Source organism: Microbacterium sp. CFBP 13617 (genome assembly GCF_014839445.1).
Classification (GTDB): domain Bacteria; phylum Actinomycetota; class Actinomycetes; order Actinomycetales; family Microbacteriaceae; genus Microbacterium.
Genome location: NZ_JACYNW010000001.1, coordinates 857,851 through 879,606, shown reverse-complemented (window position 1 = coordinate 879,606; position 21,756 = coordinate 857,851). Strand labels below are relative to the sequence as shown.

The following is a 21,756-nucleotide window of genomic DNA, read 5'->3' as shown; positions in this document are numbered from 1 at the left end:
GCGGCCTTCTCGGCCGCCGGGCCCTCGGTGCCTCGACGCGCGCCCGCCCCTTCGCGGTGCCGCGGGCGAGGGAATCGCCGGTGAGGGGTGTACTGACGGGGCGTCCCTGCCCGTCGGGTTCGGGCGTAGCGTCGACCGCATGGACGACAGGGCCGACGGGCGCGGGGTCCGCGTCGCCGAGCCGGAATCGGGCAGCTCCGAGCGGATGCGGCGGCGCGCCGCCCGTCCGTCGACGACCGACGCCGAGTCCCGGGGTGGACTCGCACACGATGCCGCAGCGGCGGCGCGGGAGGAGTGACAGCATGCACACACGGACTCTGGGGCAGGGCCTCGAGGTATCGGCGGTCGGGCTCGGCTGCATGGGGATGTCGCAGTCGTACGGCCCGAACCCCGGCGACCGCGACGAGATGATCGCGGTGCTCCGGTCGGCTCTCGATGCGGGCGTCACCTTCTTCGACACGGCGGAGGTCTACGGCCCCTACGACAACGAAGAGCTGGTCGGCGAGGCACTGGAGCCGATCCGCGATCAGGTCGTCATCGCCACCAAGTTCGGGTGGGACATCCGCGAGGGGGCGATGGCCGGGCTCGACAGCCGCCCCGAGCAGATCCGACGGGTGGCGGACGCCTCGCTCACCCGCCTCCGCACCGACGTGATCGACCTCTTCTACCAGCACCGCGTCGACCCCGACGTCCCGATCGAAGACGTCGCGGGAACGGTCGGCGAACTCGTCGCCGCCGGCAAGGTCCGCCATTTCGGCTTGTCCGAAGCCTCGGCGGCCACCGTCCGCGCCGCCCACGAGACGTTCCCGGTGACGGCGCTGCAGAGCGAGTACTCGCTGTGGACGCGAGACCCCGAGGCCGAGATCCTCCCCACCCTCGCCGAGCTCGGCATCGGGTTCGTGCCCTTCAGCCCGCTGGGCAAGGGCTTCCTCACGGGCACCGTCGACACCTCGACGACGTTCAGCGACGGCGACATCCGTGCGCGCGTCCCCCGCTTCGAGGCCGACAACCTCGCCGCGAACCAGGCGCTCGTCGCGCAGGTGCGCGAGCTCGCCGCGCGAAAGGACTGCACGCCCGGGCAGATCGCCCTCGCGTGGCTGCTCGCCCAGGGGGCGCACATCGCCCCCATCCCTGGAACGCGCCGCACCGAGCGGATCCACGAGAACGCCCGCTCGAGCGAGATCGCCCTCTCGGCGGACGACAGGGCCGACCTCGACGGCCTGGCCCGTCGCATCGGCGTGCACGGCGACCGCTACAACGCGCAGCACATGGGATTCGTGGGCCGCTGAGGGCCAGGGGCGGGCTCGTGCCCGCCGGCTACGGCGCCGCGGTCCACTCCCGGGTGCCACGCGCGCGCCACGCCGCGAACGACCGAGGCCCCGACCGCCGCGAGGGCGGCCGGGGCCGGGGCGGGGCTTCGGATCAGAAGTCGAAGTCCGCGATGTTCGCCGAATCGAACACGTACGGGTCGCCCAACAGCACCGTCGCGTCAGCGCCGACGGTGAACTCGCCGAGCTTGCCGGCTTCGAACGTGTCGCCCTCGGCGCCGGTGATCTGCCCGTCGATCAGCGCCTTCGTCGCGAACGCCGAGAGGTAGCCGAGGTCGGCGGGGTTCCACAGCGCGAACGCGGTGATGGTGCCGTCCTGCACGTACTCGCGCAGCTGGTTGGGCGTGCCGAGGCCGGTGAGCGCGACCTTGCCCTTGTACTCCGAGGTCGACAGGTACCGGCCGGCCGCGGCGATGCCCACGGTGGTCGGCGAGACGATGCCCTTGAGGTTCGGGTAGGTCTGGAGCAGCGCTGCGGTGCGGTCGAACGAGGTCTGGTCGTCGTCGTCGCCGTAGACGACGTCGACGAGCTCGATGTTCGGGTGGTTGGCGGCGAGGTCGGTCTTCATCAGCTCGATCCAGGCGTTCTGGTTCGTGGCGTTCGCGGCCGCCGACAGCACGGCCACCTGACCGGAGTCACCGATCTGCTCGGCGATCAGGTCGACCTGCACCTTGGCGATGCCCTCGGCCGTGGCCTGGTTGATGAAGAGGTCGCGGCACTCGGCGTCGGTGTCGGAGTCGAAGGTGACGACCTTCACGCCGGCGCTGCGGGCCTCGTCGAGCGCGTCGCAGATCGCCGAGGGGTCGTTGGCCGAGATGACCAGGCCCCCCACGCCCTGCTGGGCCGCGGTCTGGATGTACTGCACCTGCGAGGTCGGGGTCGCCTCGCTGGGGCCGACCTGTTCGAAGGTGCCGCCGAACTCGCCGATGGCTTCTTCGCCGCCCTTGTTCGAGGTCTCGAAGTACGGGTTGCCGAGGTTCTTCGGCAAGAAGGTGATGGCCAGGTTTCCGCCATCCCCTCCGCCGGTGGATCCTCCGCCGCTACCGCCGGAGCAGCCGGTGGCGACGAGGGTGACCGCCAGGGCGAGGGCGGCGGCAGCGGTGCCGACGCGGGTCTTGCGAGTGAATGCGAACATCGTTGTTTCCTTCCGTTGTGCAGATGTGTGGCGCGGGTGGTGTGCGGGTCAGACGGTCGACGCCGGAGCGGTCGAGCGTGACCCCTTCCTCTTGCCGAGCGCGGTTGCGCGTCGAGATTGCAGCCAGGCGAGAAAACTGGCGGACACCACCGAGAGCACGAGGAGGGCTCCGGTGATGACGTTGATGATGTCGCTGGTGACTCCGGCCAGGCGCAGGGCGCTGCCCAGGGTGCCGATGAGCAGCACGCCCGCGATCACGCCGTGCAGGGCTCCGCGACCGCCGAAGATCGACACGCCGCCCAGCAGCACCGCCGCGATGATCTGCAGCTCCATTCCCATGGCGTTCTCGCCGCGGGCGTTGCTGTAGAGCAGGGTGAAGTACACCCCGGCGAAGCCCGACACCGCGCCGCTCAGCACGAACAGCAGGAACTTGGTGCGGGCGACGTCGATGCCCGAGAACTGCGCCGCTTCCTTGTTCAGGCCGATCGCGTACAGCGAGCGGCCGAACGGGGTGAGGTGCAGCAGCACCGCGAACACGATGGCGAGCACCGCGAAGGGCACCATGATCAGCGGCAGCGGCGTGCCCGGGATGTTGGCCTTGGCGAGGTCGGTCCACGTCTCGGGGAACTCGGTGACGGCCTCGGTGCCCAGCAGCCCCACCGCGATGCCGCGGAACAGGGCCAAGGTTCCGATCGTCACCGCGAGCGAGGGGAGCCCCACGACGGTGACGAGGAAGCCGTTGATCGCCCCGGCGACGAGGCCCACCACGACCGCGGCGAGGGCGGCGATCTCGAACGGCCAGCCGGCCTGGGTGAGCACCCCCACCGTGACGCTCGAGAGTCCGACGATGCTCGCGACCGACAGGTCGATCTCTTCGGTGATGATGATGAGCGTCATCGGTAGGGCGATGAGCAGGATCGGGGCGATGTCACGCAGCAGATACGTGACCGTCAGTGGGCTGTCGAAGTTGCGCACGGTCGCGATCGACACGACGATGACCAGCAGCAGGATGCCGATGATGGCAGCCTCGCGGGTGAGCAGGGCCCGACGCCAGAACGGGCGGGCGTGCGCGCGGTAGGTGCGCGCGCGGTCGTCGACGGTGGTGGAGGTCATCGACCCGTCTCCCTCTGTGCGGTGAGCGTGCGGGACTGGCGGACCGCGAGCACACGGTCGAGCACGATGGCGCCGAGGATGAGCGCACCCACGACGGCCCGCTGCCAGAAGTCGTCGATGCCGAGGATCGGCAGCGCACGGTTGATCGTGAGCAGCAGGTAGGCGCCGATCGCGGCGCCCCAGACCGTTCCCACGCCGCCCGAGATGGCGACGCCGCCGATCACGGCCGCGCCGATGGCCTGCAGTTCCCAGCCGAAGCCGGCGTTCGAGGCGACGGTGCCGTAGCGCGCGGCGTACAGCACACCCGCGAGGCCCGCCAGGGCACCGCTCGTGACGAAGGCGCCGATGATGCGGCGGTTGACCTTGAGTCCGTAGAGGTGGGCGGCCGCCGGGTCGGACCCGAGGGCGTAGAGCTCGCGACCGCTGCGCAGGTTGCGCAGGTACCAGGCGGCGGCGATCAGCACGATCACGGCGACGATCGTCAGCAGCGGGATGCCGAGGATCTGCCCGGTCCCGAGTCCCCGGAAGTCCGCGGGCAGGTCGCCGGCGTTGACGCGGTTGCTTCCCGCCCAGGCGACGTTGAGGCCGCGGTAGATGTACATCGTGCCGAGCGTGATGACCAGGGCGGGGACCTTGGCGTAGGCGACCAGCGCCCCGTTGACGAATCCGAGGATGCCGCCGACCACGATGCCCGCGAGGAACACCACCACGAGCGGGAGTCCCGGCACGTCGATGAAGAGCCGGCCGGTGAGGTACGCGGTGATACCCACGACGGAGCCGACCGAGAGGTCGACGTTGCGCGTGATGATGACGATCGCCTGGCCGACGGCCACGAGCAGCAGCAGCGAGGGGGTCAGCAGCAGGTCGCGGAAGCCGTCGGGAGAGAAGAGGAAGGTGGGGTTGTTCACCGTCGCGACGACGACGATCAGCACGAGCGCCAGCACGATGCCGCTCTCGCGCGCCGTGGCGACGTGCGAGACGAGTCGTGCCGCGGGGCTCGTGCCCGGACGGATGGGGGTGGCGGTGCTCACGAGGTGGCCTCCACATCGGCGGTCGCGGCGAACATGATGGTTTCGGGGGTGGCATCCGCTCGCGAGAACTCGCCCGTCAGCCGCCCCTCGCGCATGACGAGCACGCGGTCGGCCATTCCGAGGACCTCGGGCAGCTCGCTGGAGATCATGAGGATCGCGAGCCCCTGCTGGGCGAGTTCGGAGAGCAACCTGTGCACCTCCGACTTGGTGCCCACGTCGATGCCGCGGGTCGGCTCGTCGACGATGAGCACGCGCGGCTGGGTGGCGAGCCACTTGCCGATGACGACCTTCTGCTGGTTGCCTCCGCTGAGCGTTCCCGCGGTGGCATCCAGAGCGGCGGTCTTCACCTCGAGCCGGCTCGCCCACTCGCGGGCGGCACGGTTCTCGTCGGTGGTGCGCAGCAGACCCCACCGCGAGAGCTTCGTCCGGATCGCGAGGGTGATGTTGCGCGAGACCCCCTCGTCGAGCACGAGGCCCTGCTTGCGGCGATCCTCGGGGACGAGGGCGAGGCCTCGCGCGGTGGCGAGGCGGACGCTTCCCTTCGGCAGCGCTGCGCCGCTCAGCCGCACGGTGCCCGATTCGTAGGTGTCGACGCCGAAGATCGCACGGGCGACCTCGCTGCGGCCCGCACCGACGAGTCCCGCGAGACCGACGATCTCACCGGCGCGCAGCGAGAACGACACGTCGCGGAACACTCCGCGGCGCGTCAGCCCCTCGACCTCGAGCACGACCTCGCCCGGGGTGGACGGCAGCTTGGGGAACAGCTCGGTGACGTCGCGTCCCACCATCTGGCGCACGAGGTCGTCGACCGTGGTGTCGACCAACGACGTCGTGTGCACGTACGCGCCGTCGCGCATGACGGTGACGGTGTCGCACAGGGCGAAGACCTCGTCGAAGCGGTGCGAGATGAACAGCAGCGCGCGCCCCTCGTCGCGGAGGCTGCGGGCGACCGCGAACAGTCGCTCGACCTCGACGCCGCTGAGGGCGGCGGTGGGCTCGTCCATGATCAGCACGCGGGCGTCGAGCGAGATGGCCTTGGCGATCTCGATGATCTGCTGGTCGGCGATCGACAGCCCCTCGGTCACCCGGTCGGGATCGAGCGAGACACCGAGACGCGCGAAGATGCGGGTCGCCTCGTCGCGCATCTTCCCCCGGTCGATGCGCCCCAGACGCCCGGTGGGCTGGCGTCCCATGAAGATGTTCTCGGTGACCGACAGGTCGGGGAAGAGCGTGGGCTCCTGGTAGATCACGGCGATGCCGGCGGCCTTGGACTGCGCCGTGCTGGCGAAGTCGACGCTCTCGCCGTCGAGCAGGAAGTCGCCGTCGTCACGGCGGTACAGCCCCGCGATGATCTTCACGAGCGTGGACTTGCCCGCGCCGTTCTCACCGATCAGGGCGTGGACCGATCCGCGGTCGAGCGTGAGGCTCCCCGACCGCAGAGCAACCACGGGGCCGAACGATTTCATCACGCGCCGGAGCTCGAGGGCGTGGTGGGGCGTGGCGGGTGTCGCGTCCATCGCGTCAGCCATGCGGCCTCCTCATCGAGGGTGGAGCCGGTTGCCCGGCACAATCTGAATCGTTTCAGATTGGATGCCAGTCACTGTAGGGTGAGCCCGACGACGCGGTCAAGTCGGGATCGCGCCGAGACCGGATCGTGACGTGAGGAGGCGCCGTGTCGATCAGCATCCGCGACGTCGCCACCCTCGCGGGGGTCTCGGTGGGCACCGTCTCGAACGTGCTCAACAGACCCGACGCCGTCTCGGCCGCCTCGATCCAGCGGGTGAACCACGCCATCGAAGAGCTCGGGTACGTGCGCAACGACGCCGCCCGGCAACTGCGCGCGGGCGTCAGCACCACCGTCGGCTTCGTCGCCCTCGACGGGCGCAATCCCTTCTTCGCCGACGTCGTCGGCGGCGCCGAGAACGAGGCCACCGCGCGCGGCCTGGCGCTCCTGCACGGCAACAGCGACGAAGACGCCGCGCGCGAGACGCTGTACATCGACCTCTTCGAACAGCAGATGGTGCGGGGGTTGCTCATCGCCCCGTTCGGCGACGTCACCGCCCGACTCACCCGTCTGCGCTCCCGTGGCATCCCCTCGGTGCTCATCGACCGGTTCTCGGGCGACGCGCGCTTCTCGTCGGTGTCGGTCGACAGCGTCGCCGGGGGCCGACTCGCGGCCGAGCACCTGCTCGCGACCGGGCGCCGCCACCTCGCGTTCGTCGGCGGATCCTTCGACATCCGGCAGGTGACCGACCGCCTGGCCGGCGCCCGCAGCGCCGTCGAGAACAGCGTGCATCGCGCGAGTCTCGAGGTGGTCCCCACGCACGCGCTCACCGTCGACGAGGGCGTCGCCGCCGGTCGACGCCTGCTCGCCCGCGACAGACCGGACCGCCCCGACGCGGTGTTCGCCGCGAACGACCTGCTCGCCCTGGGACTCCTGCAGGGACTCGTCGTCGACGGCCGCATGCTCGTCCCCGACGAGATCGCCGTGGTGGGGTTCGACGACATCCCGTTCGCCGCCGCCGCGGCGGTGCCCCTCACCTCGGTCCGTCAGCCCAGCGCCCTCATCGGCGGCACCGCGATGCGCATCCTGCTCGACGAGGCCGACGACCCCGACCGCCCGACGCGGCAGACGGTGTTCGCGCCCGAGCTGGTGGCGCGGGCGTCGACGGGGGTGCCGTAACGGGGGCGTCGGCGCGCCGCCCGAGCATGACGAAACGCCGCTCCCGCGCGCGCCGTCGAACGGCCCGTGCGGGAGCGGCGTGGAGACGTCAGTGCGCCGGCATCGCCTCGGCGTCGTCGACCTGGGCCGGCGTCCGGACGAACGCCGCCAGCACGATGACCGCCAGCGACAGGCACGCCGCGACGAAGAACGCGGTGTGGATGCCGGATGCCGTGGCATCGACGGCCGATGCGCCCCGGTCGGCCACGGCCGACGCCGCGCCCACGGTCATGAGCGTGACGAACACCGCGGTGCCCGCCGCGCCCGCGAGCTGCTGCACGGTCGACACGATCGCGGAGCCGTGCGGGTAGAGCCGGCGCGGGAGCGATCCGAGCGCCGCGGTCATGAGCGGCGTGAACATGAACGCCAGACCCAGGCTCAGCAGGCAGTGCACGGCGATGACGAAGCCGACGGGGGTCGAGGTCGACAGGGTCGCGAAGCCCCAGAGCGCGACGCTGGCCACGATCGCGCCCGGCAGCACGAGCGGGCGCGCGCCGAACCGGTCGAACAGGTTGCCGACGAGCGGGGCCATGAGCCCCATCAGCAGACCGCCCGGCAGCAGCATGAGGCCGGTGGGCAGGGTCCCGAGGCCCAGCACGTTCTGCAGGTACAGCGGCAGCAGGATGAGCACGCCGAACAGCGTCGTCATCGCCACGACCACCAGCACCACGGCGACGCTGAAGGTCGAGTGCCGGAAGACGCCGAGGTTCAGCAGCACGCGGTCGGTCGCGCCGAGGCGCAGCTGACGCACGATGAACGCCACGAGCGCGACGGCGCCCAGGACCAACGGCATCCAGACGGGGACGATCTCGTGACCGCTCGCCGCTTCGCCGATGCTCGACAGGCCGAAGATGATGCCACCGAAAGCCAGGGCCGACAGCACGACCGAGAGCACGTCGAGGGTCACGCGGCGCGTGTCGGTGAGGTTCTGCACCCACCGGGCGCCGAGGGCGATCGCGACCAGCGCGATCGGGATCATGACGATGAACATCGCCCGCCACGGGAAGACCGACAGGATCAGACCCGAGACCGTGGGACCGACGGCCGGCGCCACCGAGATGACGATCGAGATGAGTCCCATCATGCGTCCGCGACGGTGGGCGGGGACGACGTTCAGGACGGTGGTGAACAGCAGCGGGATCATGATCGCGGTTCCCGACGCCTGGACGACGCGGCCCAGCAGCAGCACGCCGAACCCGGGGGCGATCGCGGCGATCACGGTGCCGAGGGTGAACAGCCCCATCGCGGTGAAGAACAGGGTGCGAAGCGGGAAGCGCTGGATGAGGAACCCGGTCGTGGGGATGACGACGGCCATCGTCAGCAGGAAGGCCGTGGTCAGCCACTGCGCGGAGGCGGCGGTGATGTCGAGCTCGCGCATGAGCTCGGGAAGGGCGACGCCCATGATCGTCTCGTTCAGGATGACGACGAAGGCGGCGACGACGAGCAGCGCGATGACGGCGCCGGGGCGCACGGCGGGCTTGACGCCGGCGCCGGGCGGGGCGGTGGGGACGGTTCCGGTGGAGACCATGGAGGACCAATCTAAGCAGGATGAGACAACTTGGCAGCTACTGCCAATAAGACATCGACTACTGTATCGGACATGAGCCCCCTGTCATCCCCCGCGGGTGGAGGTCTGCGCGACCGACGCCGCCGCGAGACGGCGGTCGAGATCTGCGCGGCCGCCCTCGACCTGTTCGAGCAGAAGGGCGTCACCGGCACCACGGTCGACGAGATCGCCGCCCGCGCGGGCGTCTCGCCCCGCACGTTCTTCCGCCTGGCCGGCACGAAAGAAGACGCCGTCTTCATCGACGACGGCCGCTTCGCCGAGGCGCTCGCCGGCGTCGGCGCGCCGGGCGACGACATCGCCGCACTCACGACGGCGCTGCGTGCCGTCTTCGCGCGCGAGCTGCGCGGTCTGGATGCCGATCCTCAGGCGCGCGAGAGGTTCCTCCGCGTGCGCCGGCTCATCGGCCACGAGCCCGCGCTGCTGGGTGCGGCCGTGCGCCGCGAGGCCACGTCATCCGACCGCTTCATCCCCGAGATCGCCGAGCGCCTCGAACGCCCCGACCTCGATGTGCGCGCCGCGCTCGGTCTCGCCGGCCTCGAGATGCGCACGACCCTCGACGAGTGGGCACGCCGCCACGACCGCGGCCAGGCGAGCAGCCTGGTCGACCTGCACCGCGAGGTGCAGCAGCAGATGGGCCGAGCCGCCGGCGCCTGACCGCTCAGGTCTCGCGCGTGGGCGCCTCGGCTCCCCCGGCGGCGGATTCCAACGCCGCCTCGACGACAGCAACGGCCACGTCCGGCGTGACCCGCACGAGGCACTGATGCCCCAGAGCGCGAGTCCACTCCGTGTGCGTTGGCACATCCACGAAGCTGACCTTCGACACAGTGGTGAGGGGGCCGAGCCGTCGGAAGATGTCGAGCGCCTCGCCCGTGATCTTCGACGCTTCGGCGAGGGCCCAGAGGTCGTAGAGATCGCGAGCGGCACCGCGATCACTCCACGCTGCCAGCTTCGACGCCACGAACGACGCGGCCGTGAGAACGCGAAGGCGCGCCGGCGGAGCATCTCCGTAACGCTGCTCGATGGACACCACCTCGGTCGGCCAGGCAGGATAGCCGACCGCCGAAACCAACTGCACTTGGATTCGCGTCTCCCCCACCTGCAGAACGGAAGCATGAGGATGTCGCGACTCAGTGAGCCGCGGAGTGAACTGCACTGCGCCGAACAGGCGCCCCAGTCGCCGCGAGAGAATGCCCTCGATCTGTTGCGCGACGTGTCGCCGCTCACCCAGGGCGATGAGATCGATGTCTTCGGACAGCCGAGTCTGCGGGAGGTGCGTTCGAGAGAGCGCCGTTCCGCCGAAGAAGACGACATGGTTCGTACTCAGCTCGGCGATGGCCGCCAGCGCATGGGAGACGACATGATCTCGGGCCACCTGCTCTGCGGCGACACCGAAGAGCCGTTGAACCGCGCGCCGCTCTTCCTCGTCGAGGACACCGACCGTCGGTCCACGACCACCGAACGTCGGGCGCGCCTCACTCATACTTCTCTCGCAGGCGTTCGAGTGCGGCGCGAGCAGCTTTGCCCGGGCGAGCAGAGCGTGCGAGGACATCCGCGTAATCGGGGACCTCGACCCGAGCGATCAGATTGTCGACTGCCCCATCGATCTCTTTCTCGAGGCCATCAGCGGGACGCCGCGAAAGCAGATCGAAAAGCGTCTGCGCCGGCGTCGTGACGAGCCCACGCCCAAGACTCGTGCGCTCCAAGACGAGATCGAGCAGATCAAAACGCCGCGGGACGAAGAGGACGGTTCCTCCGTGATCCAGTTCCAAGGCCGAGTGCTTCCCCCGGTCGACCGCGACGGTTGCTACACCGATCGCTCGGGGAAGGACTCCCCAGTAGCGGGCCGCGCTTGTTCCCATCAGGGCGGCCGACCGGCCGCCCACCCGTGCCGCAGCGATAGCCAAGGCGGTGGACTCGAGCGACGGTCGCCAAGAACGCCCGTCTTCCCCATCGGGGGGAGCGGTATAGACACCATGAGACAGTCGCACCAGCGCGCCGCGGTCCGTCAACCTCTCAACGGTTCGCCACGTGTTCCGAACGAGCGGAGGGAGGTCTTTCAGGCGGGCTGTGCGCAACGGTGACGCAGCAATCGACCGTGCGATGTCGACGTCGGCGCCCATGAACCCTCCTATACCCCTGGAACTATACGCTCTGCGTATATTTCCGGGTAACCAGCGTCAGGTCTCGCGCGTGATCGTGACCTTCACCTTGAGATTGCTCTTGCCGGGGCCGGCGTACACGCCGCGCAGCGGCGGCACGTCGTTGTAGTCGCGGCCGCGACCGACGAGTACGTGACGGTCGCCGATCTCGATGTTGTTGGTGGGGTCGAAGCCCTGCCAGTCGCCGGCGAACCACTCCACCCACGCGTGCGACTCGCCCGTCACGGCCTCGCCGACCTCGGCGGACGGCTTCGGGTGCAGGTAGCCCGAGACGTACCGGGCCGGGATGCCGACTTCGCGCAGCGCCCCGATCGCGATGTGGGCGATGTCCTGGCAGACGCCCTTGCGGGCCTCCCACGCGTCGACCGCGGTGGAGTGCACTCCCGTGACGCCCTGCATGTAGTCGATCGCGTCACCCACGGCCTCGACGATGGCGTGCGCGGCCGGACCCGGGCGGTCGTGCTGCGCGGCGATGGCACGGGCGAGCTCGGCCACCTCGGCGTGCGGGGTCGTGCGGCGGGTCTGCGTCAGCTGCTCGACCGTGGTGATCGAGCGCGCCGACTCGGACGCCAACTGCTCCCACGTGATGTCGGCGTGCTCGATCGGGCGCGGCCGCACCTCGACGAGTGAGCGCGCCGTGATCGTGAGCGCCTGGTGCGGCGACAGCACGTCGAACGCCGCGACGCGCGTGCCGAAGTAGTCGACGTACTGGTTCACCGAGGTCGAGGGCTCGATGTCGAGCGACGAACTCAGCACGAACTGGCTGTCGGTGGAGTGCGGCAGCATGCGCGCCTCGTTGTACGACGCCGAGACATCGCCCGGGTAGGCGAAGCCGGTCTGGTGTTCGATGCGGAGGCGTTTCACGAGATCTCTCCGATCCAGCTGGGCTCGGCCTGCGTCGGGAAGAACCGCGAGCGGATGGCCTCCGACGCCTCGCGCGAGACCGTCTGCACGCGCTGCATGTGTTCGGGCAACTCCGCGAGGATGTCGCTGACCGGGCGGTACTCGAGGTCGTTGCGGATCTGTCCGAGGGCGCGCAGCACCGTGTTGGAGTGTCCGACGCGGTCGGCGCGGGGGTCGATCGCGCTCATGCAGTCCTCTGCCCGCTGGATCGAGTAGATGATCGACCGCGGGAACAGACGGTCGAGCAGCAGGAACTCGGCGGCGTTGCGCGCACTGGGCATGCCGCGGTAGGTGCGCAGGTACGCCTCGTACGCCCCGCAGGAGCGCAGGATCGTCGTCCACGACGGACCCGACACCTCGGTGAGCGAGCGGGTGGCCAGCAGGCGAGCCGTCATGTCGGTGCGCTCGATGCTGCGCCCGAGGGTGAAGAACTGCCACGCCTCGTCGCGGTTGGTCGAGGAGTCGACGATGCCGATCGCGAGGGCGGCGCGCTCGCGCACCCACTGGAAGAACTCGTGCACCTTGTCGGTCTGCAGGCGGCGCGGCATGCGGGAGTTCGTGGTGTTGAGGATCTCCCACAGCTCCGTCGACACGATCTCGCGAGCCCGGCGGGCGTTCTCGCGCGCCGCGGTGATCGAGTAGGCGATGCTCGACGGGTTCATGCGGTCGACGGCCAGACGCGCGAGCACGTCGTCGCGGCGCACGGTGTCGAGCTCTTCGGGCCAGGCCGAGCCCATCACGCTGAGCAGCGACCGGCAGGCGGTGTCCTCGTCGATCCACGGATCCTCGAGCAGCAGTTGCAGGTGCACGTCGAGGATGCGCGCGGTCCCGTCGCTGCGCTCGATGTAGCGCCCGATCCAGAACAGGCTCTCGGCGATCCGACTCAGCATTCCGGCACCTCTCGCGCTTGCTGCTGCTGCTCGGCCTGGGGGCCGTGCTGCACGCCGGCATCCTGTTGCTGCTGCTCCTGCTGATCGCGGCCCGGGCGTTGGTCGCGGGGCGAGGTGGCGGGGGCGGGCTGGCCGTCGTAGATGATCGGGATCGACTCGGTGACCGCGGCCTGATCGGCCACGAGACCCGACACGCCCTGACCCTGGCCGTATTCGACGTGCGAGGGGGCCGCTCCGCCGACGATCCACGTGTCCTTCGACCCGCCGCCCTGGCTGGAGTTGACCACGAGCTGTCCCTCGGGGAGGGCCACGCGGGTCAGGCCGCCGGGCAGTACCCAGATGTCGTCGCCGTCGTTGACCGCGAAGGGACGCAGGTCGGCGTGCCGCGGGCGCATGCCGTCTTCGACCAGCGTGGGAATGGTCGACAGCATGACCACCGGCTGAGCGATCCACCCGCGCGGGTCGGCGAGCAGGCGCTTGCGCAGCGTGTCGAGTTCGGCCGGCGAGGCGTCGGGGCCCACGACCAGGCCCTTGCCGCCCGAGCCGTCGACGGGCTTCACGACCAGTTCGGGCAGACGATCGAGCACCTCTTCGAGGGCGCCCGGGTCTTCGAGCCGCCACGTGTCGACGTTCTTGAGGATGGGCTCCTCGGCCAGGTAGTACCGGATGAGCTCGGGCACGTAGGTGTAGAGCAGCTTGTCGTCGGCGACGCCGTTGCCGACGGCGTTGGCGATCGTGACGTTGCCCAACCGCGCGGCGAGCATGATTCCGGGGGCGCCGAGCATGGAGTCGGCGCGGAACTGCAGCGGGTCGAGGAACTCGTCGTCGACGCGGCGGTAGATCACGTCGACGCGCTGGGGGCCGCGGGTGGTGCGCATGAAGACCTTGCCGCCGATGCACAGCAGGTCGCGCCCCTCGACCAGCTCGACGCCCATGAGGCGCGCGAGCAGCGTGTGCTCGAAGTAGGCGGAGTTGTAGACGCCCGGGGTGAGCACGACGATGTTCGGGTCGTCGATTCCGGGCGGGGCCGACGCGCGCAGCGCCGACAGCAGCTTGTTCGGGTAGTCGCCGACCGGGCGCACCCGCATCGAGACGAACAGCTCGGGCAGGGTCTGCGCCATCACGCGGCGGTTCGAGATGACGTACGAGACCCCCGAGGGCACGCGCACGTTGTCTTCGAGCACCCGCATCTCGCCGTGCTCGTCGCGGATCAGATCGATGCCCGACACCTGGATGCGCACGCCGTTGGCACTGCGGATGCCGGCGGCCTGGCGGTAGAAGTACTGCGACGACGCGATGAGACCGGCGGGGAGGATGCCGTCGCGCACGCAGTGCTGGTTGCCGTACGCGTCGTCGAGGAAGGCCTCCAGCGCGCGGACGCGCTGCTTGACGCCGGCCTCGATGCGCGACCACTCGTCGTACGCGATGACCCGGGGCACGGCATCCAGGGGGAAGGGCCGTTCCTCGCCCGCGAAGTCGAACGTGACGCCCTGAGCCAGATACGAACTCGCGAGGGACTCGGTGCGACCGCGCAGTTCTTGCTGCGTCATCTTCGCGAGCGTCTGGTACAGCTCCCGGTACGCCTCGCGCGAGGGGACGGCGTCTCCGGGACCAGCCGGACCGCCGAACATCTCGTCGTACGCCGGAACGCCGGATGCGGTTTTGCGCGGCGCCAGCGTGGAGCCGTAACCGTCGAACAGGTCACCCATGCGATGACTCTACTCAGCGCCGTGTTGCCGACACGTTTCCTCCGCCGGTGACACGTGCGCGGACACGGGCGATCGATAGAGTGACGCCAACGTCCGCCGCCACGATAAGGGTGCCTCCATGCGCGTGCTCGTCACCAGTTCCCGCAACACTTTCGCTCTCGACCTGATCCGAAAGCTCGGCAGCGTCGGGCATACCGTGTTCGCCAGCGACACCTACGACGGGGCCGTGGGAAACCACTCGCGCTTCCTCGCCGGGCACCTCGCGACACCCTCTCCGCGCTTCGAGACCGACGCGTTCATCGCCGCGGTCTCCGACTACGTCGAGAAGCACAGCATCGACCTGATCATCCCCACGTTCGAGGAGGTGTTCTACCTCGCCGCGCGCGTGGCCGACCTGCCCTCGAGCGTGCGCCTGTTCGCCGGGGACTTCGCCGACCTGGCCCGCCTGCACGACAAGGCCAGCTTCCAGCGCCTGGCTCAGGATGCCGGGGTGCCCATCCCCGAGACGGTCGTCGTCACCTCGCCCGACGAGCTGCGCGCCGCCATCGACAGCTTCCCCCGCTTCTTCGCCCGCGCGGCCTTCTCGCGGGGCGGCGTGGGCCTGCTGACCAACACGGGTCCGCTGGCAGGCAAGATCCCCGTCGAGGAGTGCGTGCCCACCCCCGAGCAGCCGTGGCTCGTTCAGCCCTTCGTCGACGGACCCATGGTCTGCACGTACAGCGCCGTCGTCGACGGCAAGGTGCTCGCCCACACCACGTACAAGGCGGCCGAGCAGTGGGCGCACTCCACGGCCATCGCGTTCATCGCCGTCGACAGCACCGACACCCTGCGCTACACGCAGCAGCTCGTCGACGCGCTCGACCCCGGCTTCTCGGGCCAGATCTCGTTCGACTTCGTCGACCACGGCAGCGAGGCCGCGCCCGACTACAAGATCATCGAGTGCAACCCGCGTCCCACCAACGGCGTGATCCTGCTCGAGGCCGGCGATGTGTCGAAGGCGATCGAGGGCAAGCTCGACGAGCCCGTCGTCGCCATCGCCGGCACCGAGCGGCAGATCACCCTCGCGGTTCTCGCCGATGCCTTCACCGAGCCGCTGTCGCACCTGTCGAAGACGCTGCACGACCTGCTGCACGTGCGCGACGTGGGCGCCGGCTGGTGGGACGGCGCGGCGATGCTGTGGAGCCCCGCGACCATCGTGCACGGCGCGAAGATCTCGCACGGCGACCGTAAAGAGATCCTCGCCGCCCTCGGCGACGACATCGTGTGGAACGGCGAACCGATCGAGGGCATGTCCGACGCCGACGCCTCGGCCCTCGAGGCCGTGCACGCCGGCCGCGCCTGACGCGCGCGAGTCGCCGAGATTCGTCGCTTCCGGCATCCGCCGGGCGACGAACCTCGGCGACTCGCGCCACGGGTGCGGGTCAGGAGCCGGGGCGCAGGACGACCTTGATGCAGCCGTCTTCCTTCTTCTGGAACGTCTCGTACAGGCCGGGGGCGTCGTCGAGCGGCGCGTGGTGCGTGACGAGGTCCATCACGCCGAGCGGGTCGGCGGAGTCCTCGACCAGGGGCAGCAGGTCGTCGATCCACCGCTTGACGTTGCACTGGCCCATGCGGAAGGTGATCTGCTTGTCGAACATCGTCTTCATGGGCAGCACGTCGGCCTCACCGGCGTACACGCCGCTGAGTGAGACGGTGCCGCCGCGACGCACGAGGTCGATCGAGGCGTAGACCGCGGCGAGACGGTCGAGACCCGCCTTGTCCATGAGCGTGCGCGCCAGGGGGTCCGGCAGCAGGCCGATGGCGCTCTGCGCCAGCTTGATGCCGCCGTTGCCATGGGCCTCCATGCCCACGGCATCCACGACACCGTCGACTCCGCGCCCCTCGGTGAGGTCGACGAGCTCGTCGACCACCGTGTCGGTGAGGTCGTAGGTGAGCACGCCGTGGCGTTCGGCCATGGCGCGGCGGTCGGCCTCGGGCTCGATCGCGAGCACGCGGTAGCCGAGGTGCACGCCGATGCGGGCGGCGAACTGGCCGACGGGGCCGAGGCCCATCACCGCGAGCGTGCCCCCCTCGGGGACGTCGGCGTACTTCACGCCCTGCCAGGCGGTGGGCACGATGTCGCTGAGGAAGAGGTAGCGGTCGTCGGGCAGGTCGTCGCCGACGCGGATGTGGTTGTAGTCGGCGAGCGGCACGCGCAGGTACTCGGCCTGTCCACCCGGCACCTGGCCGTAGAGCTTGGTGTAGCCGAAGAGGGCGGCGCCGCTGCCGTACTCGCGCACCTGCGTGGTCTCGCACTGCGACTGCAGGCCGCGGCGACACATGAAGCAGTGCCCGCACGAGATGTTGAACGGCACGACGATGCGGTCGCCGACGGCGAGGTTCGTCACGGCCGACCCCACCTCGACCACGACGCCCATCGGCTCGTGTCCGAGCACGTCGCCCTTGTCGATGAACGGTCCGAAGAGCTCGTACAGGTGCAGGTCGGAGCCGCAGATCGCCGTCGAGGTGATCTTCACGATCGCGTCGGTGGGTTCGAGGATCTGCGGGTCGGGGACCTCCTCGACGCTCACGCTGCGCTTGCCCTGCCAGGTCAGTGCCTTCATCGTTGTGCCTTCCGTCGATTCCGGGGGACGCCCAGTCTGCGGCCTCGTGTCTCGCGCGACCGAGGTGGTTGACGAACCCCGGCGGATGGGTCACGCGCCCGGTGCCGCCAGCGGTGGAGCGTCGACCCACGCGTGCACCCGCCGCAGGAACGCGGCGTATCCCGCGGGCGTGCGCCCGGTGAAGCGACCCGAGGTCTCGACCTCGTGGGCGTCGCTCACCCGCACGACCGCACCCACGGCCCGCGCCGCCTGCACGAACGCCACGTCTTCGTGCTCGACGAGATCCCGGATGCCGCCCGCCGCGGCGTACACGCTCGCCCGCACCCCGAGATTGGCCCCGTGGACGTTGCCCGCGGGCTCGCCCCGGCGATGGGTCGAGCGCCAGTACGCCGCGTGTCGGGCGCTGAGGTCGGCGAAGTCGGGGCGCACCGTTCCCAGCACCAGATCGGCGCCGTCGCGCATCAGATCGAGCTGGTGGGTGATCCATTCGCGCGGCACGACGGTGTCGGCATCGGTCATCGCGATCCAGGTGTCTTCGGCGCGCACGTCGACGGAGGCCACCGCGTGCGCCGCGCCCACCCGGCGCGCGGTGCCGACGCTGCGTGCGTCGATCGCGATCGTGTCGACCGCCCATCGCCGCACCTGCAGGGCGGTGGTGTCGCGGCACGCGTCGAGCACCACGACGACCCTCGCGACCAGGTCGGTCTCGCGATCCCGCGCGTGCGCCACCGCCCGGGCCACCGACGCGAGGCAGCGTCCGATCAGCGCCTCCTCGTCGTGCGCGGGGATGACCACCGTCACCGCTCTCACGGCACGAGTCCCGCCTCGGTCGCCACCGACGACGCCCCCGGGCGTCCGAACACCTCGAGCACGAAGTCCTCCTCCTCGTGCCGCACGAGACGGACGAGGTCGGACCGGGCGGCGAGCGCGTCGTGCACGCTGTCTCCGCTGCGCGGGTACTCGGCGACCGGATGCCGCCAATGGCAGGCGACGAGGTGACCGTCGGCGCTCAGCGACGCGACGCTCGCCGTGAGCCCGCGGTCGAGGTCGCCGGCACCCCAGTAGTACGCCACCTCCGACAGCACGACGAAGTCGAACGGACCCTCGGGCCATTCGGCGGGGAGCTTCGCCCGACGCAGTTCGACGTCGTCGCGCGGACCGAGCCGTTCTCGCGCCCGGTCGAGGGCGGCCGGGGCGAGGTCGACCGCGAGGACGTGGTCGCACCGGGCGGCGAGCGCGGCCGTCAGCGCGCCCGTGGAGCAGCCGGCCTCGAACGCCGAGCGGTACCGGCGGCGCGGCAGCGCGGCGAGCAGCACGGAACGCTTGCGCTCCTCGTACCAGCGCGAGTCGAAGCCCCACGGGTCGTCGTGCCGGGCGTACATGTCGTCGAAGTAGTCCTGGCCGACGGTGTCCGCGGTGGGGTGCGGGTCGAGCGTTCCCGCGTCGGGTGCGACGAACACCTCCACCTCTCGCGCGAAGTGCGCGCGCATGCGGTCGTGCACCATCGGCTCATCGCCGGGAGCGGCCGACAGCGGGAGCAGCTGACTGGCGTGGGCGTCGACGGCGCGGGTCTTGGCATCCCGAGCCGCGGCGTCGAGGTCCAGACGCTCCGCGCGCGGCCAGGGCACGTCTCCCGGGCCGCCCCAGTGCCAGAGCCAGATCGGAAAGGCGCGCGAGCGCACGCCCCGGGCCGCCGAGACCTGCTCGACGATCTCTCCGACGACGCGGTGGTCGCGGTGCCCGTCGCCGCGCCACGGGGACAGCACCAGCACGCGCTCATCGCCCGCGCGGTCGAGGGCGTCGTGCAGCGCGGCGGCGATGACCTCCCGGTGTTCGTCGGTGCCGCCGTCGGGAAGACCGAGGAAGAGCGGGTCGGTCGAGAGACCGACGATGTCCGACGCCTCGAGCAGCTCCCGGCGGCGGCGCAGCGCGAGGGTGGCCGGGGTGTGCGTGGGCGATTCGGGGTGGGAGCCCTCTCCGTCGGTCACGACGACGAGGTCGATCGCGATGCCGCGGGCGGCGGCCGTAGCCAGCAGGCCGGCGGCACCGAGGCTCTCGTCGTCGGGGTGCGCGGCCATCACGATCACCCGGTCCACGTCGAGGTCGAGCGGGGCGAGGCGGCGCTCGGCGAGGGCCGCGGTCCAGACGCTCTCGGCGGTGCCGGGGTCGCGGTGGTCGAAGCTCACCATCGCCCGCCCTCCTTCGCCGCGTCGCCGCCGATCCGGGCGATGTCGCGTTCGGCGTGGTGCTGACGCACGTAGACCTGCAGGTCGGCGACGCGCCGCGCGTGGCTCTCGTCGGCGACGAGCGGCGACGGACCCAGCGCGTGCGCAGCCTCGGTGAGGGTCACCTCGACCGCGTCGGCGACCACGGCTCGCGCGCGGGCGGCCCGCAGACCCTCGGATGCCGAACCCCCCGCGCCGAAGACCGTCGCCGTCTCCACCAGCACGGCGCGCGCCGCCCACAGGGCCACGTCGGCCCGGCCGAGGTGCGCGCGAGCGAGCTGATCGGCACGCTCGCCGCGGGCGGCCGCGGCGAGCGCCGTGCGCAGCGGCATCGCCCCACCCCACCAGCAGGCGGCGACCCCGACGCCGCCGTGCGCGAAGCCGGGGCGACGCAGGTACCACCCGGGCTCGCCCACCGGCACGGCGATCGCCGCGTCGACGTCGATCGGGGCGCTGACCACCCGGTCGAGCCCGCGCGCGTGCCAGGGTCCCGGTCGCGCGGTCACAGCCGGGTCGCGCAGGTCGAGGGCGAACAGCTGGCGACGTTCGTCGTCGACCCAGGCCGTGACGAGCGCGTGGTCGAGGTCGGCGGCGAGCGAGCACCAGGGCTTGGTCCCGTGCAGCGTCCAGGTACCGTCATCCTGCCGCGCCTCGAGCCGGGCCCCCGGCCCTTCGGCGGCGAACACGCCCCACGAGCCGCTCGCGTCGAGATCGAGGGCGATGCCGGCCGCGGCCGCTTCGTCGAGGATGCCGAGCGCATCGAGGTGCGGCTCCAGCACGCGCGCCGCGGCGATGTCGCGCGCGGCGACCGAGGCGAGCAGCTCCCACGACGCGGCGAGCGACCGCGGCCGCGGCACGGCGACGACCCAGGCGAGCGTTGCGGCGAGGTCGGTGCCGAGGTCGTCCACGGCATCCGCGCCCCGCAGCGCGGAGCGCACGTCGTCGAGGTCGGTGGAGTCCTCGGGAACCAGCAGGGGGAAGGGGGGATGGTCGCCGTCGTCGGTCACCCTGACAGCATTCGCCCGGGAGCGACATTCGGGCAGATCCTTGACACCGCGGCTCGTCCCGGGCAGTGCACGGGGCGCCGCGGATCAGCGCTTCAGCACCCGCCGGCGCACCAGCGCATCGAAGCGGGCCAGTCCCACGAGCATCCCGGGGAACGACGCCGACAGTCCCTTTCGCGGCAGGCGATCCAGGGCCACCTCGTCTCGGGGAAGGCGGCCCTGCTGCCCGCGCACCAGCCGACGCGTCGCGTTGAGCAGCGCCAGGGGGTGGGTGTCGAGGGCGCTGTGCCCGTTGTGGATGCGCACGAGCACGGCATCCGGAGCCGACGCGACCACGCGCTCGGCGATGGGCGGCGGGGTGCGCAGGTCGCGGTCGCCCGAGAGCACCACGAGGGGCCAGTCGAAGGTGCGCACCGCCTCGACCAGGTCGTAGGGCTCCCCCGCGAAGGCCGGGTAGCGGTGCGCGAGGGGCAGGTAGGTCAGAGCCGGGTCGAGCGGGTGCCCGTCGGGAGTGCCGGCGTAGTGCAGCTCCCGGAAGGCGATGGTGCCCACGAGGTCGAAGTCGTAGGTGCCGGGGATCCGCGCGATCGAGCGACCGCGGGTGGCGTAGGCGCCCAGCGCCCGCCAGGCGAACCCCGGCTCGTGGCGTACGAGCGGGTGCACGAGATCGGTGCCGCCGAGTTCGTACGCCGCGCGCACGATGTCGAGCACGACCCGCTCGTCGACGCCGTCGGCCACGAGGCGTTTCACACCGCGGGCCATGTCGTCGTCGGCGTCCCAGAACAGCTCTCGCAGGCGCGCGCGCTCGAGGCCGATGTCGTGGGTCGACTGCAGGGCCGAGTCGAGCAGCATCGAGGCCACGCGCTGCGGATGCCGCGCCCCGAACGCCATCGCCAGATAACTGCCGTACGAGGAGCCGACGATCGCGGCCCGGTCGATGCCCTCGGCGTCGAGGACCGCGGCGAGATCGTCGAGCACGGCGGTCACGCGCATCGCCTCGGGCGGAAGGGGGCGCCCGTCGAGATCGCTGCGCGAGCGGCCGATTCCGCGGTGCTCGACCATGATCAGGTCGAGCCCGCCGCGGGCGGCCCAGCGCCGCAGCCCCGCGTACGGCAGGACCGACGCGAGGCCCGGTCCCCCCGGGATGACGACGACGGGCGTGGCACCGCGCGGACCGGAGCGGACGTAGGTCAGGTCGAACGCCGGCGCCTCGTCGGTGGCGGGGCGCCGGAGGGATCGCACACTCTCGCGCATGCCTGCACGCTACCCGCGCTCGCGACGGTGCGCGTCAGGCGGGGACCGCGGGTCCGGGACGGATGCCGGTTGGCTGTGAGTTCGGGCGACGACGGCGCCGCGGTCGTCCACGC

Annotated in this window: 20 protein-coding genes; 5 read left to right on the top strand and 15 right to left on the bottom strand. The window is 71.0% G+C overall.

The window, feature by feature from the left end; all coding sequences use genetic code 11:
• Positions 1-139: 139 nt before the first annotated feature.
• Together IFU40_RS03910 and IFU40_RS03905 are read left to right on the top strand one after the other, a co-directional pair.
• Positions 140-298 carry a hypothetical protein gene (locus IFU40_RS03910; protein WP_191925441.1) on the top strand — a complete coding sequence of 53 codons (159 nt, stop codon included), beginning with the start codon at positions 140-142 and terminating at the stop codon, positions 296-298.
• A gap of 4 nt (positions 299-302) precedes the next feature.
• A complete protein-coding gene (locus IFU40_RS03905; RefSeq protein WP_191925440.1) occupies positions 303-1,289 on the top strand; it encodes an aldo/keto reductase in 987 nt (328 codons plus the stop codon).
• Positions 1,290-1,422: 133 nt separating this feature from the next.
• On the opposite strand, the gene rhaS is transcribed toward IFU40_RS03905, so the two are convergent.
• Genes rhaS through IFU40_RS03885 form a run of 4 tightly spaced genes read right to left on the bottom strand, consistent with a single transcriptional unit; the run spans position 1,423 to position 6,136 of the window.
• A complete protein-coding gene (gene rhaS, locus IFU40_RS03900) occupies positions 1,423-2,463 on the bottom strand; it encodes a rhamnose ABC transporter substrate-binding protein (RefSeq protein ID WP_055832862.1) in 1,041 nt (346 codons plus the stop codon).
• Positions 2,464-2,511: 48 nt separating this feature from the next.
• Complete coding sequence (locus IFU40_RS03895) at positions 2,512-3,576, bottom strand: ABC transporter permease (protein WP_191925439.1); 1,065 nt, start codon at positions 3,574-3,576, stop codon at positions 2,512-2,514.
• Positions 3,573-4,607 (bottom strand): ABC transporter permease, encoded by a 1,035-nt coding sequence (locus tag IFU40_RS03890; protein ID WP_191925438.1) that lies wholly within the window; start codon positions 4,605-4,607, stop codon positions 3,573-3,575. The genes IFU40_RS03895 and IFU40_RS03890 overlap by 4 nt, the downstream gene beginning before the upstream one ends.
• The gene (locus IFU40_RS03885) at positions 4,604-6,136 is read right to left on the bottom strand and encodes a sugar ABC transporter ATP-binding protein (RefSeq protein ID WP_191925437.1); all 1,533 of its coding nucleotides are present in this window, start codon (positions 6,134-6,136) and stop codon (positions 4,604-4,606) included. The genes IFU40_RS03890 and IFU40_RS03885 overlap by 4 nt, the downstream gene beginning before the upstream one ends.
• A 143-nt stretch (positions 6,137-6,279) precedes the next feature.
• Here IFU40_RS03885 and IFU40_RS03880 point away from each other — a divergent pair, with 143 nt between their 5' ends.
• Positions 6,280-7,290: a substrate-binding domain-containing protein gene (locus tag IFU40_RS03880; RefSeq protein ID WP_191915493.1), complete on the top strand. Its 1,011-nt coding sequence runs from the start codon at positions 6,280-6,282 to the stop codon at positions 7,288-7,290.
• An 88-nt stretch (positions 7,291-7,378) separates the two neighbouring features.
• Here IFU40_RS03880 and IFU40_RS03875 read toward each other — a convergent pair whose 3' ends face one another.
• Complete coding sequence (locus IFU40_RS03875; protein WP_191915492.1) at positions 7,379-8,857, bottom strand: MDR family MFS transporter; 1,479 nt, start codon at positions 8,855-8,857, stop codon at positions 7,379-7,381.
• A gap of 72 nt (positions 8,858-8,929) precedes the next feature.
• Here IFU40_RS03875 and IFU40_RS03870 point away from each other — a divergent pair, with 72 nt between their 5' ends.
• Complete coding sequence (locus IFU40_RS03870) at positions 8,930-9,550, top strand: TetR/AcrR family transcriptional regulator (protein ID WP_191925436.1); 621 nt, start codon at positions 8,930-8,932, stop codon at positions 9,548-9,550.
• 4 nt (positions 9,551-9,554) lie between these two features.
• Here IFU40_RS03870 and IFU40_RS03865 read toward each other — a convergent pair whose 3' ends face one another.
• From IFU40_RS03865 to IFU40_RS03845, 5 genes are read right to left on the bottom strand one after another with little or no spacing between them, the layout of a single operon-like run.
• Positions 9,555-10,376, bottom strand: coding sequence for a nucleotidyl transferase AbiEii/AbiGii toxin family protein (locus IFU40_RS03865; protein ID WP_191925435.1), 822 nt, complete (start codon positions 10,374-10,376; stop codon positions 9,555-9,557).
• Entirely contained in the window at positions 10,369-11,016 is a 648-nt protein-coding gene (locus IFU40_RS03860; protein WP_156784874.1) for a type IV toxin-antitoxin system AbiEi family antitoxin domain-containing protein, read from the bottom strand. The genes IFU40_RS03865 and IFU40_RS03860 overlap by 8 nt, the downstream gene beginning before the upstream one ends.
• A gap of 57 nt (positions 11,017-11,073) precedes the next feature.
• A complete protein-coding gene (locus IFU40_RS03855; protein WP_055832855.1) occupies positions 11,074-11,919 on the bottom strand; it encodes a transglutaminase family protein in 846 nt (281 codons plus the stop codon).
• Positions 11,916-12,848, bottom strand: coding sequence for an alpha-E domain-containing protein (locus tag IFU40_RS03850; protein WP_055832854.1), 933 nt, complete (start codon positions 12,846-12,848; stop codon positions 11,916-11,918). The genes IFU40_RS03855 and IFU40_RS03850 overlap by 4 nt, the downstream gene beginning before the upstream one ends.
• Positions 12,842-14,557, bottom strand: a complete 1,716-nt coding sequence (locus IFU40_RS03845) for a circularly permuted type 2 ATP-grasp protein (RefSeq protein WP_055832853.1) — start codon at positions 14,555-14,557, stop codon at positions 12,842-12,844. The genes IFU40_RS03850 and IFU40_RS03845 overlap by 7 nt, the downstream gene beginning before the upstream one ends.
• Before the next feature lie 118 nt (positions 14,558-14,675).
• Here IFU40_RS03845 and IFU40_RS03840 point away from each other — a divergent pair, with 118 nt between their 5' ends.
• Positions 14,676-15,899 carry a carbamoyl-phosphate synthase large subunit gene (locus tag IFU40_RS03840; RefSeq protein ID WP_191925434.1) on the top strand — a complete coding sequence of 408 codons (1,224 nt, stop codon included), beginning with the start codon at positions 14,676-14,678 and terminating at the stop codon, positions 15,897-15,899.
• A 79-nt stretch (positions 15,900-15,978) separates the two neighbouring features.
• On the opposite strand, the gene IFU40_RS03835 is transcribed toward IFU40_RS03840, so the two are convergent.
• The 5 genes from IFU40_RS03835 to IFU40_RS03815 form a co-directional block, all read right to left on the bottom strand.
• Positions 15,979-17,160 carry a zinc-dependent alcohol dehydrogenase gene (locus IFU40_RS03835; protein WP_191925433.1) on the bottom strand — a complete coding sequence of 394 codons (1,182 nt, stop codon included), beginning with the start codon at positions 17,158-17,160 and terminating at the stop codon, positions 15,979-15,981.
• A 90-nt stretch (positions 17,161-17,250) separates the two neighbouring features.
• Positions 17,251-17,970 carry a glycosyltransferase gene (locus IFU40_RS03830; RefSeq protein ID WP_191925432.1) on the bottom strand — a complete coding sequence of 240 codons (720 nt, stop codon included), beginning with the start codon at positions 17,968-17,970 and terminating at the stop codon, positions 17,251-17,253.
• Complete coding sequence (locus IFU40_RS03825) at positions 17,967-19,349, bottom strand: PIG-L family deacetylase (RefSeq protein ID WP_191925431.1); 1,383 nt, start codon at positions 19,347-19,349, stop codon at positions 17,967-17,969. The genes IFU40_RS03830 and IFU40_RS03825 overlap by 4 nt, the downstream gene beginning before the upstream one ends.
• Positions 19,343-20,392: an acyl-CoA dehydrogenase gene (locus IFU40_RS03820; protein WP_342343469.1), complete on the bottom strand. Its 1,050-nt coding sequence runs from the start codon at positions 20,390-20,392 to the stop codon at positions 19,343-19,345. The genes IFU40_RS03825 and IFU40_RS03820 overlap by 7 nt, the downstream gene beginning before the upstream one ends.
• Positions 20,393-20,476: 84 nt before the next feature.
• The gene (locus IFU40_RS03815) at positions 20,477-21,643 is read right to left on the bottom strand and encodes an alpha/beta fold hydrolase (protein WP_191925430.1); all 1,167 of its coding nucleotides are present in this window, start codon (positions 21,641-21,643) and stop codon (positions 20,477-20,479) included.
• Positions 21,644-21,756: the final 113 nt, after the last annotated feature.

Bases quoted from the DNA above. Each gene is read 5' to 3' on its own strand.
- IFU40_RS03850 (WP_055832854.1), bottom strand. From the start codon at position 12,848: ATGCTGAGTCGGATCGCCGAGAGCCTGTTCTGGATCGGGCGCTACATC.
- IFU40_RS03870 (WP_191925436.1), top strand. From the start codon at position 8,930: ATGAGCCCCCTGTCATCCCCCGCGGGTGGAGGTCTGCGCGACCGACGC.
- IFU40_RS03860 (WP_156784874.1), bottom strand. From the start codon at position 11,016: ATGGGCGCCGACGTCGACATCGCACGGTCGATTGCTGCGTCACCGTTG.
- IFU40_RS03905 (WP_191925440.1), top strand. From the start codon at position 303: ATGCACACACGGACTCTGGGGCAGGGCCTCGAGGTATCGGCGGTCGGG.
- rhaS (WP_055832862.1), bottom strand. From the start codon at position 2,463: ATGTTCGCATTCACTCGCAAGACCCGCGTCGGCACCGCTGCCGCCGCC.
- IFU40_RS03885 (WP_191925437.1), bottom strand. From the start codon at position 6,136: ATGGCTGACGCGATGGACGCGACACCCGCCACGCCCCACCACGCCCTC.
- IFU40_RS03835 (WP_191925433.1), bottom strand. From the start codon at position 17,160: ATGAAGGCACTGACCTGGCAGGGCAAGCGCAGCGTGAGCGTCGAGGAG.
- IFU40_RS03840 (WP_191925434.1), top strand. From the start codon at position 14,676: ATGCGCGTGCTCGTCACCAGTTCCCGCAACACTTTCGCTCTCGACCTG.
- IFU40_RS03845 (WP_055832853.1), bottom strand. From the start codon at position 14,557: ATGGGTGACCTGTTCGACGGTTACGGCTCCACGCTGGCGCCGCGCAAA.
- IFU40_RS03910 (WP_191925441.1), top strand. From the start codon at position 140: ATGGACGACAGGGCCGACGGGCGCGGGGTCCGCGTCGCCGAGCCGGAA.
- IFU40_RS03815 (WP_191925430.1), bottom strand. From the start codon at position 21,643: ATGCGCGAGAGTGTGCGATCCCTCCGGCGCCCCGCCACCGACGAGGCG.
- IFU40_RS03875 (WP_191915492.1), bottom strand. From the start codon at position 8,857: ATGGTCTCCACCGGAACCGTCCCCACCGCCCCGCCCGGCGCCGGCGTC.
- IFU40_RS03825 (WP_191925431.1), bottom strand. From the start codon at position 19,349: ATGGTGAGCTTCGACCACCGCGACCCCGGCACCGCCGAGAGCGTCTGG.
- IFU40_RS03865 (WP_191925435.1), bottom strand. From the start codon at position 10,376: ATGAGTGAGGCGCGCCCGACGTTCGGTGGTCGTGGACCGACGGTCGGT.
- IFU40_RS03895 (WP_191925439.1), bottom strand. From the start codon at position 3,576: ATGACCTCCACCACCGTCGACGACCGCGCGCGCACCTACCGCGCGCAC.